The sequence below is a fragment of the Mycobacterium numidiamassiliense genome, assembly GCF_900157365.1.
Lineage (GTDB): Bacteria > Actinomycetota > Actinomycetes > Mycobacteriales > Mycobacteriaceae > Mycobacterium > Mycobacterium numidiamassiliense.
This window is the reverse complement of sequence record NZ_FUEZ01000004.1, coordinates 4,264,895-4,279,356: the sequence shown is the minus strand read 5'-3', so window position 1 is coordinate 4,279,356 and position 14,462 is coordinate 4,264,895. Positions and strand designations below refer to the sequence as shown.

Below are 14,462 nucleotides of genomic sequence, written 5' to 3'. Positions count from 1 at the left end.
TTATCAGGCGTGGCCGGAACCGCAGCCGACGCCCGGCAGACAGCCGACGCCGCCCGGAACGCCGCCCGGTCCCGCGTTCTGGCCGCCGGAGCCGCAGCCGACACCGGGGACGCAGCCCTGGCCACCGGGACCGCCGCCCGGACCGCCGAACTGGCCGCCGGAGCCGCAGTTTCCGTTGGCGTCGCAGCCGCCGCCGCCCGGGTCATCCTTGAAGACAACGTGCGTGGCCGGGCCTGTCGACGCTGGTCCGGCGATCGAGATGTCTGCTGCGGCAGCTGGGGCGGCAGCGATCGCAGCGGCAACAGCCCCGGCAACAACTAGTGGTTTCATGAGGGTCAATTTCGCTAACATGCGACTCGCATACCACGCAGACAGATGTACAAAACATCGTGAGCAAAATTGGACGTAACTGTTTACAACAGGCGAAGTCCGGCCTGTAACCTCCACGGCCTCCAACGACAGAAGGCGTAATGAGATGACCACACTGGATCTGACCGGCCGGACCGCGATCGTTACCGGGGCCTCGCGTGGAATCGGATTGGCGATCGCGCAGCAGCTGGCGGCGGCCGGGGCCAATGTGGTGCTCACCGCCCGTAAGCAGGAGGCCGCCGACGAGGCCGCGGCGCAGGTGGATGGGCAGGCGCTCGGCGTGGGTGCGCATGCGGTCGACGAGGAGGCCGCGCGGCGCTGTGTGGACCTGACATTGGAGCGGTTCGGCGGTGTCGACATCCTGGTGAACAACGCGGGTACCAATCCGGCGTACGGCCCGCTCATCGAGCAGGATCACGCCCGGTTCAGCAAGATCTTCGACGTCAACCTGTGGGCGCCGTTGCTGTGGACCTCACTCGTGGTGAAGGCGTGGATGGGCGAGCACGGCGGTTCGATCGTCAACACCGCCTCCATCGGCGGCATGCACCAGTCCGTGGCAATGGGGATGTACAACGCCACCAAGGCCGCGCTGATCCACGTCACCAAGCAATTGGCGCTGGAACTGTCGCCCGGGATCCGGGTCAATGCGATCAGCCCCGGGGTGGTGCGTACCAAGCTGGCCGAGGCGCTGTGGAAGGACCACGAAGACCCACTGGCATCGACGATCGCGCTGGGCCGCATCGGTGAACCCGTCGATGTCGCGCAAGCGGTCGCCTTCTTGGTTTCGGATGCGGCAAGCTGGATCACGGGCGAGACGATGGTGATCGACGGTGGGCTGCTGCTCGGCCCGGCACAGGGCTTTCAATCCCGACCAGGCGGCGCGCAATGAGCGTCGAAGATTTCACCGCGGACCTCAAGGCGCGAATCGAGGCGCTGCTCGACGAGCACGATCCGGCGACCACCGACGCACGGGAATTCCTTGGCGCGCAATACGATGCGGGGCTGGCCTGGGTACACCTGCCGGTGGGATTCGGCGGTCTGGACCTGCCGCGCAGCGCGCAGCGGCTCGTCAACGCCACGCTGGCCGCCGCCGGCGCACCGGTGGGCGGGACCGCCAAGAACTTCATCGGCATGGGCATGGCCGCACCGACGATCGCGGCCGTGGGCACCGATGAGCAGAAGCGAAAGTTCCTGCGCCCCTTGTTCACCGGCGAACAGATCTACTGCCAGTTGTTCAGCGAGCCTGGCGCGGGCTCGGACCTGGCCGGCGCGGCCACCCGCGCCGTCCGCGACGGCGACGACTGGATTGTCAACGGCCAGAAGGTCTGGACGTCGATGGCCCACTACGCGACGATGGCCATCCTCGTCGCCCGAACCGATCCGGCCGTGCCCAAACACGCGGGTTTGAGCTACTTCCTGTGCGACATGACGCAACCGGGTGTCGACGTCCGGCCGCTGCGCCAGATCACCGGCGAAGCGGAGTTCAACGAGGTGTTCCTCACCGACGTCCGGGTCCCCGACGCGAATCGGCTCGGCCCGGAGGGCGGGGGATGGCGGGTGGCGACCACCACGCTCAATAACGAACGCGTCGCGATCGGGTCGATTGTCGACGCGTCACGGGAGGGCGGGATCATCGGAAAGGTCACCCAGGCCTGGCGGGACGAGCCGGGGCTGCGCAATGCCGCGATGCACGACGAGCTGATGCGGCTCTGGGTCGATGCGGAAGTTCTTCGGCTGACCGGTGAACGCGTCCGGCAGCAAGCCAGCGCGGGCCAGCCCGGGCCGGAGGGCGCCGGGTTGAAGGTGGCATTCTCCACGCTGGCGCAGGCGATTTCGGGCTTCGAGCTGGAATTGCACGCCGAGTCGGGGCTGCATTACGACGACTGGACGATGCGCAGGACCGAAGTCGTCGATCTGGTCGGGCGTGGACCGGGATACCGGTATCTGCGGGCGCGCGGCAACTCCATCGAGGGTGGCACCTCGGAGATCCTGCGCAACACCATCTCCGAGCGGATCCTCGGCCTGCCGGGCGAACACCGGGTCGACAAGGACGTTGCGTGGAAGGACCTGGATCGATGAGCGCCGGCGACCTGCTCTACTCCGACACCGAGGACGCGTTGCGGGACAGCGTTCGGCACCTGTTCGCCGATCGCTGCCCGCCGGAGCTGGTGGCTCGGGCCTATGACCCTGCACCACAAGACTTTTCGGCCGTCTGGCGAACGCTTTCCGCCGAACTGGGCGTGGCGGGTCTGCTGGTGCCCGAATCGCTCGGGGGTGCCGGCGCGGGTGCGCGCGAGGCCGCGGTCGTCATGGAGGAAATCGGGCGCGCGGTGGCGCCGGTACCGTTTTTGTCCAGCGCGGTGCTGGCCACGGTCGCGCTCTTGGCGGCGGGCGACACCGACACGGTGTCGGCCCTGGCCCAGGGCGAATCCACCGCGGCGCTGGTGGTGCCCCTGTCGACCGCCCCGAACGACACGATCGCGGGGGTGAATCTCGGCGCCGACGGCCTGACCGGGTCCGTCAGCAGCGTCGCGGGCGCCGGCGAGGCCGAGGTGCTGGTGGTGCCGGTCGCGGGCCCGGAGGGCTTGGAGATCCATACCGTTTCCAGCGCCGGCCCGGGCGTGCAGGTGTCCCCGCTGCTGGCCCTGGATATGACGAGACCCCTTGCGAACGTTCGCTTTTCAGCGGCATCGTCGTCTCGGATCGGGCCGGGCGATGCCGCGGTCGCCGAAGCGCTGCAGGAGGGCGCGGCGCTGCTGGCCTCCGAGCAACTCGGCGTAGCGCAGTGGTGTTTTGAGACCACGCTTGGCTATGCCAAGCAGCGCAAGCAGTTTGGCCGCACGATCGGCTCCTACCAGGCGATCAAGCATCGGTTGGCGGACCTATGGTTCGAGGTCGGTTCGGCGACGGCGGCCGCCCGCTACGCCGCCGACACGTGTGCCCGCCACGACGACGACGCGGCTATCGCCGCGGCCGTCGCGCAGGCCTACTGCAGCGACATTGCCGTGCACGCCGCCGAGGAGTGCGTGCAGCTGCACGGCGGCATCGGGATGACGTGGGAGTATCCGGCACACCTGTACCTCAAGCGGGCCAAGAGCGATCAGTTGGCACTGGGCACCGCCTACCGGCACCGGGCCCGGCTGTCCGAATTGGTGGATCTGCCGATCGACTAGCGGCTCGCGGCTCGCGGCCCGTTGCTGCAGAATCAGGTGCCGGACCACCAGGACATGGGAGTAGCGAAATGCGTGTGTTGTTGTCGACATACGATTCGCGCGGGGGTGTCGAACCACTGCTGGGACTTGCGGTGGCGCTGCAGACGCTCGGCGCGGAGGCGCTGTTGTGTGTGCCGCCGGATGAGGAATTCGCCGAGCGGGCCGCCGATTTCGGTGTGCCACTGGTGTTTTTCGGTGAGTCGGTGCGCGAGATGAATTCCGCGGTGACGACCTGGTCGGAGGAGGACGTGCGTCGTCGCCTCCTTGGGCTGATCGACGCGCAGTTCGACACCATCGCCCCCGCTGCCCAGGACTGTGATGCGCTGCTGTCGGCCGGCCTGGTGTGGACCGGCGCCGGTGCGCGGTCGGTCGCCGACAAACTCGGCATCCCCTACATTTACGCGAGCTACCACCCGAGCCATCTGCCGTCGACGCACCACCAGCCGCCGGAGTACGCGGGCCGGGGGATGCCCTCGACCGAGTTCGACAACCGGGTGATGTGGAACCTCAATGCGCAGAACATCAACTCCGCGTTTGGTCCCACACTCAATCGCAACCGGGCGAAGATCGGCCTGCCGCCGGTGGGACACCTCCGCGAATACGCCTACACCGACCGCCCGTGGCTGGCGTCGGACCCCACCCTGGGCCCGTGGCCCAAACCGGCGGACCTCGACGTCGTCCAGACCGGTGCCTGGCTGCTGCCCGACGAACGCCCACTCCCGGACGACCTGCTGGCATTTCTGGACGCCGGCACCCCGCCGGTGTACGTGGGCTTCGGCAGCATGCCGCTGTTGGGCGCCAACGACATCGGCCGCACGGCCATCGAGGCGGTCCGCGAGCAGGGCCGGCGCACGCTCCTCGCGCGCGGCTGGGCCGGCCTGGACCTGATCGACGACCGGGACGACTGCTTCGTCTGCGGCGAGGTCAATCAGCAGGCGCTGTTTGCTCGGGTGGCCGCCGTGGTGCACCACGGTGGGGCGGGCACCACGACGACGGCCGCCCGGGCCGGCGCGCCGCAGCTGGTCGTCCCGCAGGGCGCCGACCAGGTGTACTGGGCGCGGCGGGTGACCGAACTCGGCATCGGCACCGCGTGCGACGGTCCGGCCCCGCCGTTGCGATCGTTGTCGGTTGCGCTGCAGGCGATCCTGACCCCGGAGACCCGCGCATGGGCGCGCGACGCGGCCCGCGAGATGCGCGCCGACGGGGCGGCGGGTGCGGCGAAGCTGTTGGTGGACGCCGTCAGCCGCGAAAAGCCGCCGGCATCGGTGTGACGGGCGGCTTGAGCGGCGGTCAGCTCGGCAGCGCCGAACCGAAGACCTCGGTCATCGCTTCCCAATGCCGCGCAGCGGCGGCTTCGTCGTACGGCGCGTTGTCCGGGACGGCGAAGCCGTGGGCCGCCTGATACCACTCGATGGTGTGCTGGACACCGGCCTTGGTCAGCGCTTTGTCCAGCTGTTCGGCGTGCTCCTTTGTGAACGACGCGTCGTTTTCGGCGCCGCCGACATACACCGTGCCGCGCATCCGGTCGGCCAGCAGGTGCGGGCTGTCCTCGGTGTCGGTCACCAGGCCGCCGCCGTGGAACGACGCCGCCGCCGCTACCCGCTCCGGGAGGCGGCCGGCCAGTGTCACCGAGATCCGTCCGCCCATGCAGTAGCCGCACACACCGAAGCGTGCGCCGACCACCTCCGGGCGAGCGATCAAGTAGTCGAAGAAAGCGCCTGCGTCGCTGGCGACCTTGTCCTGGGTCAGGCTGCCGATCATGGCGAACAGGCGCTTGCGTTCCTGCTCGTCGCTGAACACGCTGGCCATGTCGAACGGGGCCCAGTCACCATTGCGGTAGTACACGTCGGGCAACAACACGGCGTAGCCGTAGGAGGCCAGCTTGGCGGCCATCTGCTCGAACGTCTTGCGCACCCCACCGGCATCGGGGTACATGATCACGCCGGGCCAGGGCCCTTGGGTTTCCTGGCCGTCGGGGGTGAAGAGATGAATGGTGCAGGCGCCATCGGCAGTGGTGACGGTGTCAACGATGTTCGGCATGGCTTCCGTTGTACTCCTAGCGCCGCTACATAAATTCATCGGAGCCGACCCTTCCCCGCAAGCGGGTGGGGCCCCCGCAAGCGGGTGGGGTCCCCGTGAAGCTGGGGAGTGCCCCCACGCGCGCCGTGCTTCGCCGCGCTCGCGATCGCCGCTGGATATTTTGGCGCCGACCCGCCGCGCCGTGCTTCGCCGCGCTCGCGATCGCCGCTGGATATTTTGGCGTCGACCCGCCGCGCCCGGCTTCGCCGCGCTCGCGATCGCCGCTAAGCTGGCCGCGTGCCGATCGCGACGCCCTACGAGGATCTGCTGCGGCTGGTGCTCGAGACGGGTACCGCCAAATCCGACCGCACCGGCACCGGAACCCGCAGCCTGTTCGGCCGGCAGCTGCGCTATGACCTGTCGGCCGGCTTCCCGTTGCTCACTACCAAAAAGGTCCATCTCAAATCGGTCGTCTACGAATTGCTGTGGTTCCTGCGCGGCGAGTCCAACGTCGGTTGGCTACAGGAACACGGCGTCACGATTTGGGATGAATGGGCAAGTGACACAGGCGATCTCGGGCCCATCTATGGCGTGCAGTGGCGGTCCTGGCCGACCCCCTCGGGTGAGCACATCGACCAGATCAGCGCCGCGCTGGAGCTGCTGCGCAGCGACCCGAACTCCCGGCGCAACATCGTGTCGGCGTGGAACGTCGGCGAGATCCCGCAAATGGCGCTGCCGCCGTGTCACGCGTTCTTCCAGTTCTACGTGGCCGACGGGCGCCTGAGCTGCCAGCTCTACCAGCGCAGCGCAGACCTGTTCCTGGGCGTGCCGTTCAACATCGCCAGCTACGCGCTGCTCACCCACATGATGGCGGCCCAGGCCGGCCTCGGCGTCGGCGAGTTCGTCTGGACCGGCGGCGACTGCCACATCTACGACAACCACGTCGATCAGGTACGCACCCAGCTGAGCCGCGATCCGCGTCCGTACCCGGAACTCTTTCTCGCCCAACGGGATTCGATCTTCGACTACACCTACGACGACGTCGTCGTGAAGAACTACGATCCGCACCCGGCGATCAAAGCGCCCGTCGCTGTATGACGCGCCTTGGCTTGGTGTGGGCTCAGTCCACATCCGGGGTGATCGGCCGTAATGGCGGCATCCCCTGGCAGGTGCCCGAAGACCTGGTCCGCTTCAAGCAAGTGACCACGGGCCACCCCGTGGTGATGGGCCGCCGGACCTGGGACTCGCTGCCTCGCGCGGTGCGGCCGCTGCCGGGCCGGCGCAACGTCGTCATCACCCGTCAGCCCGACTTCGTCGCCGACGGCGCCGAGGTGGTCGATTCGCTCGAGGCGGGCTTGGACTTTTCCGAGACCGAACCCGAGGCGTGGGTGATCGGCGGCGCGCAGATCTATGCGCTCGCGCTGCCGCACGCGAGCCGGTGCGAGGTCACCGAGATCGACATCGACCTGCCGCTGGACGACGAGGATGCGCTGGCGCCGATGCTCGACGAGACATGGCTGGGCGAAACGGGGGACTGGCTGGTCAGCCGCTCGGGCCTGCGCTACCGGTTTCACGCCTATCACCGGACCTGAAACGCCCCGAGCTGCGGCGACGACAGCGCCTGACATACTCGGACGCGGGGGTCGGTCGCACGGATCGAGGTGTTCTAGGAGGGGAATTGGCAGTGATACCCGAGCCCGCGAAGGCTTTTTCTCGCAAGTTCATGGGCTACGAGGCGACCGCGGTCGATGGCTACATCGAGATGTTGACCGCTAAGCAAAAACTGCTGGTCGACGACGTCGAGAACCTACGGGCCCGGCTGCGGAAATCCGGGGACGAAGCGGCGTCGCTGCGCAAGGAGGTCGCCGTCCTCACGGACACTTCGCCGTCACCGCACGCGATGCAGCAGCGCATGGCCAAGATGCTGCGCCGCGCGGTCGACGAGGTTTCCGAGATGCAGGCCGAGGCACGCGCCGAGGCAGAGGAGTTGATCGCGGCGGCCCAGGCCGAGATCGAGGCCGAACAGCGCAAACACAACGAACTGTTGGCGGACCTGGCCGCGCAGCAAAAGGCCATGGAAGCCGAGTACGCGCAGACCAAGGAGAAGCTCGAGGCCGAATTGGCCAGCCTGCGTGCCGATGCTCAGCGGGCGCGTGAGCAGCTGCTCGCCGAGGCGAAGCAGCGCGCCGACCGGGACCGCGAGGAGGCCCGGCAGGCGGTGGACGAGGCGAGTCGGCAGCGCATCAAGATCCTCGAGCAGCTGATGGGCGTGTACCGCGACCTGGAGGCGGTTCCGGCCGCCCTGGACTCTGCATACCAAGAGCGAGACAACCCGGCCGAGTCGAGCGCCGTGGCGGAGCTGGAGGAGGCGGTCGGCGCGCGCTGAGGACGCGTCGTCGCCGCAGGCTGTCGTTGCGGGCCGGTATTCTCGGCGCGTGGCGACCCGCAACAGCAGGCTGACCGTCGCGCAGGCCCGGCGGATAGCCGTTGCGGCCCAAGGCTTTAATGAGCCGCGGCCCGCCGGCCCGATCACCCGCGCGCACTTGCGGCGGTTGATCTCGCGAATCCAAGTGCTGCAACTGGATTCGGTCTCGGTGGCGGTTCGCGCGCATTATGCCCCGGTGTTCAGCAGGCTCGGCCCGTACGACCGCGACGTGCTCGACCGCGCGGCGTGGGGACCGCGTTCGGCGCGGCTGCTCGCCGAGTATTGGGCGCACGAGGCCGCGCTGATGGCCGTCGAGGACTGGCCGCTGCTGCGCTGGCGGATGCGCGAGTATCGGCATGGCCGCTGGGGCAAGCACATCGTCAAGGCCAATCCGCGGCTCGTCGAGGACGTGGTGACCGCCGTCGGTGAACTCGGACCCAGCACCGCCGGACAGATCGAAGCGCATCTGGCGGCCGAACCGCGCCGCAAGAAGGGCACTTGGTGGACCCGTAGCGACACCAAATGGGTCGCCGAGGCGCTGTTCGCGTCCGGGGTGCTGACCACCGCCACCCGGGTGGGCTTTGCCCGCCACTACGACCTGGCGGAGCGGGTGCTGCCGGCGAGCGTGCTGGCCCGCGAGGTCGACGACGACGAGGCGGTGCGTGAGCTGACGCTGCGGGCCGCCACCGCGCTGGGCGTGGGCACCGAGGCCGATCTCCGCGACTACTTCCGGCTGTCGGCTCAGCAGGTCAAGCCCGCCGTCGCCGAACTGGTGGCCGCCGGTGAGATCGAGCCGGTCACCGTCGACGGCTGGTCGGCGCCCGCGTATCTGCGGGCCGGGCGGACCGTGCCGCGCCGCGACGTCGGCACCGCGCTGCTGTGCCCGTTCGACCCATTGATCTTCTTCCGGCCCCGGGTGCAGCGGCTGTTCAATTTCGTTTACCGCATTGAGATTTACACCCCGGCACCCAAACGCCAGTACGGCTATTACGTGTGGCCGCTGCTGATGGACGGCCAGCTGGTCGGACGGGTCGACCTGAAAGCCGATCGCGCCGCAGACACATTGCGTGTGGTCGGCGCGTTCGCCGAACCGGATGCGCCGCGGGCCCGGACCGCTGCAGCCCTGGCCGGTGAACTCGAGTCGATGGCGGCATGGCTTGGGCTGGGCGGCTTTTCGGTGTCACAGGGCGGCGATCTGGCCGCCGATCTGCGCGCAGCCGCCAAGCGGGTGAGCTGAGGATGAACGAGCTCGAGGATACGCTGTGGAAAGCGGCCAACAAGCTGCGCGGTTCGCTGCCGGCCGGCGAGTACAAGGACGTCGTCCTCGGGCTGGTGTTTCTCAAGTTCGTGTGCGACGCCGACGGTGCCGCTTTCGTCGTGCCGCCAGCGGCGCGATGGGACATGTTGGCGGACAACGCTACCGGCGACACAGGTCGGCTCATCGACGACGCGATGGGTGCGCTGATGGACGCCAACCCTGCGCTGGCCGAGACGTTGCCGCGGGCGTATCACCGTGTCGACCGACGCCGCCTGGGCGAATTGATGGCCCTGCTCGACAACGTGCGATTCGGCGGGCAGGCCCCGCATCGGGCCCGGGACCTGATGGGGGAGGTCTACGAGTACTTCCTCGGCAATTTCGCCCGCTCCGAGGGACGGCGCGGCGGCGAATTCTTCACCCCGCCCAGCGTGGTCCGGGTGATCGTCGAGGTCCTCGAGCCGTCGAGCGGGCGGGTGTATGACCCGTGCTGCGGCTCTGGCGGAATGTTCGTGCAGACAGAGGCTTTCATCGCCGAGCACGACGGCAACCCGGCCGCCGTGTCGATCTACGGCCAGGAGAGCGTCGAGCAGACCTGGCGGATGGCGAAGATGAACCTGGCCATCCACGGAATCGACGCCGCGGGCCTGGGCGCGGGCTGCGGCGACACGTTCGTTGACGATCAGCATGCCGGTGTGCAGATGGACTACGTCATGGCCAATCCGCCGTTCAACATCAAGGATTGGGCACGCGACGAGCACGACCCGCGCTGGCGATTCGGCGTTCCGCCCGCGGGCAACGCCAACTACGCCTGGATCCAGCACATCCTGTCCAAGCTGGCGCCCGCCGGCTTGGCCGGCGTGGTGATGGCCAACGGCTCGATGTCGTCGAACACCGGCGGAGAAGGCGAAATTCGCGCACGCATTGTCGACGCGGATCTGGTGTCGTGCATGGTCGCACTGCCCGCACAGCTTTTTCGGAGCACGCCAATCCCGGTGTGTCTCTGGTTTTTCGCCGCGGACAAGCCTCCCGGCCGCGTTGGCCAGGTGCTGTTCATCGACGCCCGCGCGATGGGCCACCTGATCGACCGGGCCGAGCGCGCACTCACCGACGAAGAGATCGGCCGCATCGGCGACACCTATCACGCGTGGACCGGTTCGCCGTTGTCATCCACGAAAGACGTTGACTATCAGGATGTTCCGGGGTTCTGCAGATCGGCGTCCCTGGACGATATCCGGGCGACCGGCTACTTGCTGACCCCGGGACGCTACGTCGGCCCCGCGCACGCCGGGGACGACCGAGAGCCCGCAGGGGAGAAGGTCGCGCGACTGACCAAGGACCTCCTGGCAGCGCTCGACGAATCCGCGCGGTTGGACTCGGTGGTGCGCGAGCAGGTGGAGCGCCTGCGGTGAGGGTCAAACTCGGCGAACACCTTGACTTCAGCAATGGCAGCGCTTCGCCGGCGCGAGTGTCGGATGGCGCCATTCCTGTCTACGGCGCCAACGGACCGATCGGCTTTGCGGCCCGTCCCAATGCCCGCGGCCCCCTGATCGTGGTCGGCCGCGTCGGATCCTACTGCGGCAGCCTGCGTTACTGTGATTCCGACGTCTGGGTCACCGACAACGCCTACGTCTGCCGGGCGAAAAACCCCGCCGAGACCCGCTATTGGTATTACGCGCTACAGACCTGCGGCCTCAACGAACACCGGGCCGGGTCGGGGCAGCCCCTGCTCAACCGGGCGATTCTTCGCGACGTGCCGGTCGTCAGCGTTGCGGCACGCGAACGCCAGGCGATCGCCGGGCTGCTCGGCGCCGTCGACGACAAGATCGCCGCCAACCGACGGGTGGTCGACGCCGCCGAGAAATTGATGGTCGCCACCGTCGAGCCGATCACCGACTACGTGCCGCTGTCCGCGCTGGCGAGCCGCTCGACGGCCGCGCTGGAGCCCGGCGAATTCGCCGCTGTGGTCGCCCATTTCAGCCTTCCGGCCTTCGACGACGATGCGCAACCGCAGGTCGCTGCGGCCGGATCGGTCAAGAGTGCCAAATTCGTACTCTCCGGCCCGTGCGTATTGTTCGCCAAGTTGAATCCGCGTATTCCCCGGATCTGGAATGTCGTGCAGGTTCCCGACGAAATGGCCTTAGCCAGTACCGAGTTCGTGGTGCTACGGCCAGACGGTCTCGATACGTCGGCGCTGTGGTCGGCGGTACGGCAGCGCGACGTCTCGGACACCCTGCGACGGCATGTCGCCGGAACCTCGGGAAGTCACCAGCGAATTCAACCGGGCGACCTGCTCGACGTCCGGGTGCGTGATGCGCGACGCCTGCCGACTGCGGCGGCCGAGATGATCACCAACCTGGGTGAGCTGTGCCTCGCACGTCGCACCGAGTCCGCACGGCTGGCGACGTGGCGTGACGCCATGTTGCCGCTGCTGATATCGGGTGAGCTTGCGGTACGGCCGCCGCACTCGGGCAGGTAATCTCGACGGCGTCACTTCCTAAGCCAATAGGCATTTAATTCACAGGCCGCCGACACTTAGTGCGAAGAAATCGCACATACGCTAGTTGTGTCACTCTGGTCGTCTCACTCAGGTATGACAGGTGACCGCCTGAAAGGAAGGGGCTTATGTTGAATTGTGTTGTGCGCGAATGCGGTGGCGGCCCGGCCGGCGGAAGGCTGTCGGGCGGTGGCGGGGCCGGGGGTAGGCCATAACGAGGGCTGATTGCCCACGCAGCACTTGGTTTGGCTCTTTTCTCGCCAATTACCTACCGCGCCAACTCATCTCGGGGAAAATGCCATCGATCACCGTGCCGGTTGATCGAACGTGACGATGCGTGACATCGCCCCAACGCGCCGAGTCATGGTGGTCGCGATCATGGTGTCGATGGTCGCTTTCCTCGACAGCAACATCGTGAACTTGGGTTTGCCGGCCACAGCACGCGACCTCGGCGGCGGTCTGTCCCTACAGCAGTGGGTTGTCGACGGCTACTTGCTGGCGTTGGCGGTGGCAATTCTGCCTGGCGGTTCCATCTCCGATCTGTTTGGGCGAGTGCCGGTGCTGCGCTTCGGATTAGCGGCCTTTGGTTTGGGTTCGGTGCTGGCGGCCGCCGCCGCCTGTCCGACGATGCTGATCATCGCGCGGCTTGTCCAGGGTCTGGGTGGCGCGTTTCTGGTGCCGGGTTCACTGGCGCTGATCAACTCTGCCTTCGACCGTGCGGATCGTGCGGCGGCCATCGGGTCGTGGACCGCTTGGACCAGCACGGCTTTTGCGCTAGGGCCACTACTCGGCGGACTGGCCGTCGACTTCCTGGGCTGGCGATGGATCTACCTGTTGTTGGCGATCCCCGTAGTTATCGGCTTCGCCCTGACGTTTTGGTTGTGCCCGATACCCGCTCCCGCGCAACGTGTGCCCGTCGACGTGCCGGGTGTCGCGTTGTCGGCGGTGGGGCTCGGCGCCACTGTGTACGCACTGATCGAATCCCATCGGCGCGGATGGACCAGTCCGCTTGTTGCCACCCTGCTGGTCGTGGGCGTCACGGCACTGTTTGCGTTCGTGGTCTGGCAGCGCCGCACGCCGCATCCAATGGTGCCGCCGAAGTTGTTCGCCATACGCAATGTAGCCGGCGCCAATCTGGCGACCGCGTTCGTCTACGGTGGCCTGACGCTGGGCTCGATTGCGATGGCACTGTATTTGCAGGAGGCCGCGGGCTACTCCGCCATCCTCGCGGGGTTGATCACGTTGCCCACTCCGATCGCGTCGTTTCTGTTCGCTCGCCGCGTGGGCAGGGCCGCCACGCGGATGGGCCCGCGCCTCTTTCTCGTGGCGGGCCCGCTGGTCGCCGGCTTGGGGCTGCTGCTCATCTGCCCTACCGCACACGATTTCGGCTTCGCCACCCACCTGCTGCCGGGACGCCTGGTGCTGGCTGCCGGCCTGGTCCTCACCATTACGCCGCTGAGCTCGGTCGTTCTACTCGCCGTCGAGCCCGCCCACAGCGGGGTCGCGGCCGCAATCCAAAACGCGGTGGGCCGCACTTCTGCGCTGGCAGCCGTGGCGTGCGTGGGACTGATCGCCGCGGGCCCGCTGACCGATGGCAGTTTCACCCGGCTGATGCAGGTCGCAGCGGCCCTCTACTTCGTCGGCGCCGCCGTGGCGTGCGTCACGATCACCAACCCGATCGCCGTCGCTGAGCCCGCTGCGGCGAAGTTGCCGCCCGGTGACGAGGGGGCAGGCGGGGTGTAGTGCGGTCTGGTGGGCGGGGGGATGTGTAGGAGAGACAGTCCCGAACCACAGCGGCCGCCCCGGCTACGCGGCATGACGCTGCAACGGCATCTGCGCCACGTGGAGGGATCCGCGTGGTCGCAACGCTCGCGTTAAGGTGAGCGCCGTGGCTGAGACGGCGCCGCTGCGCGTGCAACTGATTGCCAAGACCGAGTTCTTGGCGCCGCCGGATGTGCCGTGGACCACCGACGCGGACGGCGGCGCGGCGCTGGTCGAGTTCGCCGGCCGGGCCTGCTACCAGAGCTGGTCCAAACCGAATCCCCGGACGGCGACCAACGCCGGCTACATCAAGCACATCATCGACGTCGGGCACTTCTCGGTGCTCGAGCACGCGAGTGCGTCGTTCTACATCAGCGGCGTCTCGCGGTCATGCACGCATGAGCTGGTCCGGCATCGGCATTTCTCCTACTCGCAGCTCTCCCAGCGCTACGTGCCGGAGGGCGAATCACGCGTCGTCGTTCCGCCCGGCATGGACGACGACCCCGAACTGCAGCAGATCCTGGCCGCGGCTGCCGACGCCAGCCGAGCCACCTACGCCGATCTGCTGGCCAAACTCGAAGCGAAATTCGCCGACCAGCCCAATGCGGTGCTGCGCCGCAAGCAGGCCCGTCAGGCCGCCCGTGCGGTGCTGCCCAATGCCACCGAAACCCGCATCGTGGTTACCGGCAACTACCGGGCATGGCGGCATTTCATCGCGATGCGGGCCAGCGAGCACGCCGATGTGGAAATTCGGCGGCTGGCCATCGAATGCCTCCGCCAGCTCGCCGGCGTCGCGCCCGCGGTCTTCGCCGACTTCGAGATCGCCACGCTGGCCGACGGCACCGAGGTCGCGACCAGTCCTCTTGCCACCGAAGCCTGACCCCGCCGCCTTACGGCCGTCGCGGGTGCGGTCTCGGCGTCGAG

The 14,462-nt window shown here is 67.9% G+C and carries 14 protein-coding genes; 12 read left to right on the top strand and 2 right to left on the bottom strand.

The annotated features are described in order from the left end of the window. Window positions 1-3: 3 nt before the first annotated feature. Entirely contained in the window at window positions 4-330 is a 327-nt protein-coding gene (locus MNAB215_RS30440; protein ID WP_077081729.1) for a PE-PGRS family protein, read from the bottom strand. 145 nt (window positions 331-475) lie between these two features. Between MNAB215_RS30440 and MNAB215_RS28450 the strand changes: the two genes are divergently transcribed. The 4 genes from MNAB215_RS28450 (at window position 476) to MNAB215_RS28435 (ending at window position 4,852) form a co-directional block, all read left to right on the top strand. Beyond that, window positions 476-1,258, top strand: coding sequence for an SDR family oxidoreductase (locus MNAB215_RS28450; RefSeq protein ID WP_077081728.1), 783 nt, complete (start codon window positions 476-478; stop codon window positions 1,256-1,258). Further along, the gene (locus MNAB215_RS28445) at window positions 1,255-2,448 is read left to right on the top strand and encodes an acyl-CoA dehydrogenase family protein (protein ID WP_077081727.1); all 1,194 of its coding nucleotides are present in this window, start codon (window positions 1,255-1,257) and stop codon (window positions 2,446-2,448) included. Before MNAB215_RS28450 ends, MNAB215_RS28445 begins: the two co-directional genes overlap by 4 nt. Next, entirely contained in the window at window positions 2,445-3,542 is a 1,098-nt protein-coding gene (locus MNAB215_RS28440) for an acyl-CoA dehydrogenase family protein (protein ID WP_077081726.1), read from the top strand. The genes MNAB215_RS28445 and MNAB215_RS28440 overlap by 4 nt, the downstream gene beginning before the upstream one ends. Before the next feature lie 68 nt (window positions 3,543-3,610). Then, a complete protein-coding gene (locus tag MNAB215_RS28435) occupies window positions 3,611-4,852 on the top strand; it encodes a glycosyltransferase (protein ID WP_077081725.1) in 1,242 nt (413 codons plus the stop codon). Between the two features lie 19 nt (window positions 4,853-4,871). Here the strand turns inward: MNAB215_RS28435 and MNAB215_RS28430 are convergent, their stop codons facing one another. Continuing rightward, window positions 4,872-5,621, bottom strand: coding sequence for a dienelactone hydrolase family protein (locus tag MNAB215_RS28430; RefSeq protein ID WP_077081724.1), 750 nt, complete (start codon window positions 5,619-5,621; stop codon window positions 4,872-4,874). 276 nt (window positions 5,622-5,897) lie between these two features. Here MNAB215_RS28430 and MNAB215_RS28425 point away from each other — a divergent pair, with 276 nt between their 5' ends. The 8 genes from MNAB215_RS28425 (at window position 5,898) to thyX (ending at window position 14,418) form a co-directional block, all read left to right on the top strand. Next, window positions 5,898-6,698 carry a thymidylate synthase gene (locus tag MNAB215_RS28425; RefSeq protein ID WP_077081723.1) on the top strand — a complete coding sequence of 267 codons (801 nt, stop codon included), beginning with the start codon at window positions 5,898-5,900 and terminating at the stop codon, window positions 6,696-6,698. After that, the gene (locus MNAB215_RS28420) at window positions 6,695-7,192 is read left to right on the top strand and encodes a dihydrofolate reductase (protein ID WP_077081722.1); all 498 of its coding nucleotides are present in this window, start codon (window positions 6,695-6,697) and stop codon (window positions 7,190-7,192) included. The genes MNAB215_RS28425 and MNAB215_RS28420 overlap by 4 nt, the downstream gene beginning before the upstream one ends. Window positions 7,193-7,284: 92 nt before the next feature. Next, window positions 7,285-7,986 carry a DivIVA domain-containing protein gene (locus MNAB215_RS28415; RefSeq protein WP_077081721.1) on the top strand — a complete coding sequence of 234 codons (702 nt, stop codon included), beginning with the start codon at window positions 7,285-7,287 and terminating at the stop codon, window positions 7,984-7,986. Between the two features lie 49 nt (window positions 7,987-8,035). After that, window positions 8,036-9,262, top strand: coding sequence for a winged helix-turn-helix domain-containing protein (locus MNAB215_RS28410; protein WP_077081720.1), 1,227 nt, complete (start codon window positions 8,036-8,038; stop codon window positions 9,260-9,262). Between the two features lie 2 nt (window positions 9,263-9,264). After that, a complete protein-coding gene (locus MNAB215_RS28405) occupies window positions 9,265-10,692 on the top strand; it encodes a class I SAM-dependent DNA methyltransferase (protein ID WP_077081719.1) in 1,428 nt (475 codons plus the stop codon). Further along, entirely contained in the window at window positions 10,689-11,759 is a 1,071-nt protein-coding gene (locus MNAB215_RS28400; RefSeq protein ID WP_077081718.1) for a restriction endonuclease subunit S, read from the top strand. The genes MNAB215_RS28405 and MNAB215_RS28400 overlap by 4 nt, the downstream gene beginning before the upstream one ends. 351 nt (window positions 11,760-12,110) lie before the next feature. Then, entirely contained in the window at window positions 12,111-13,520 is a 1,410-nt protein-coding gene (locus MNAB215_RS28395) for an MFS transporter (protein WP_077081717.1), read from the top strand. Window positions 13,521-13,665: 145 nt separating this feature from the next. Next, entirely contained in the window at window positions 13,666-14,418 is a 753-nt protein-coding gene (gene thyX, locus MNAB215_RS28390) for an FAD-dependent thymidylate synthase (protein WP_077082419.1), read from the top strand. Window positions 14,419-14,462 lie beyond the last annotated feature (44 nt).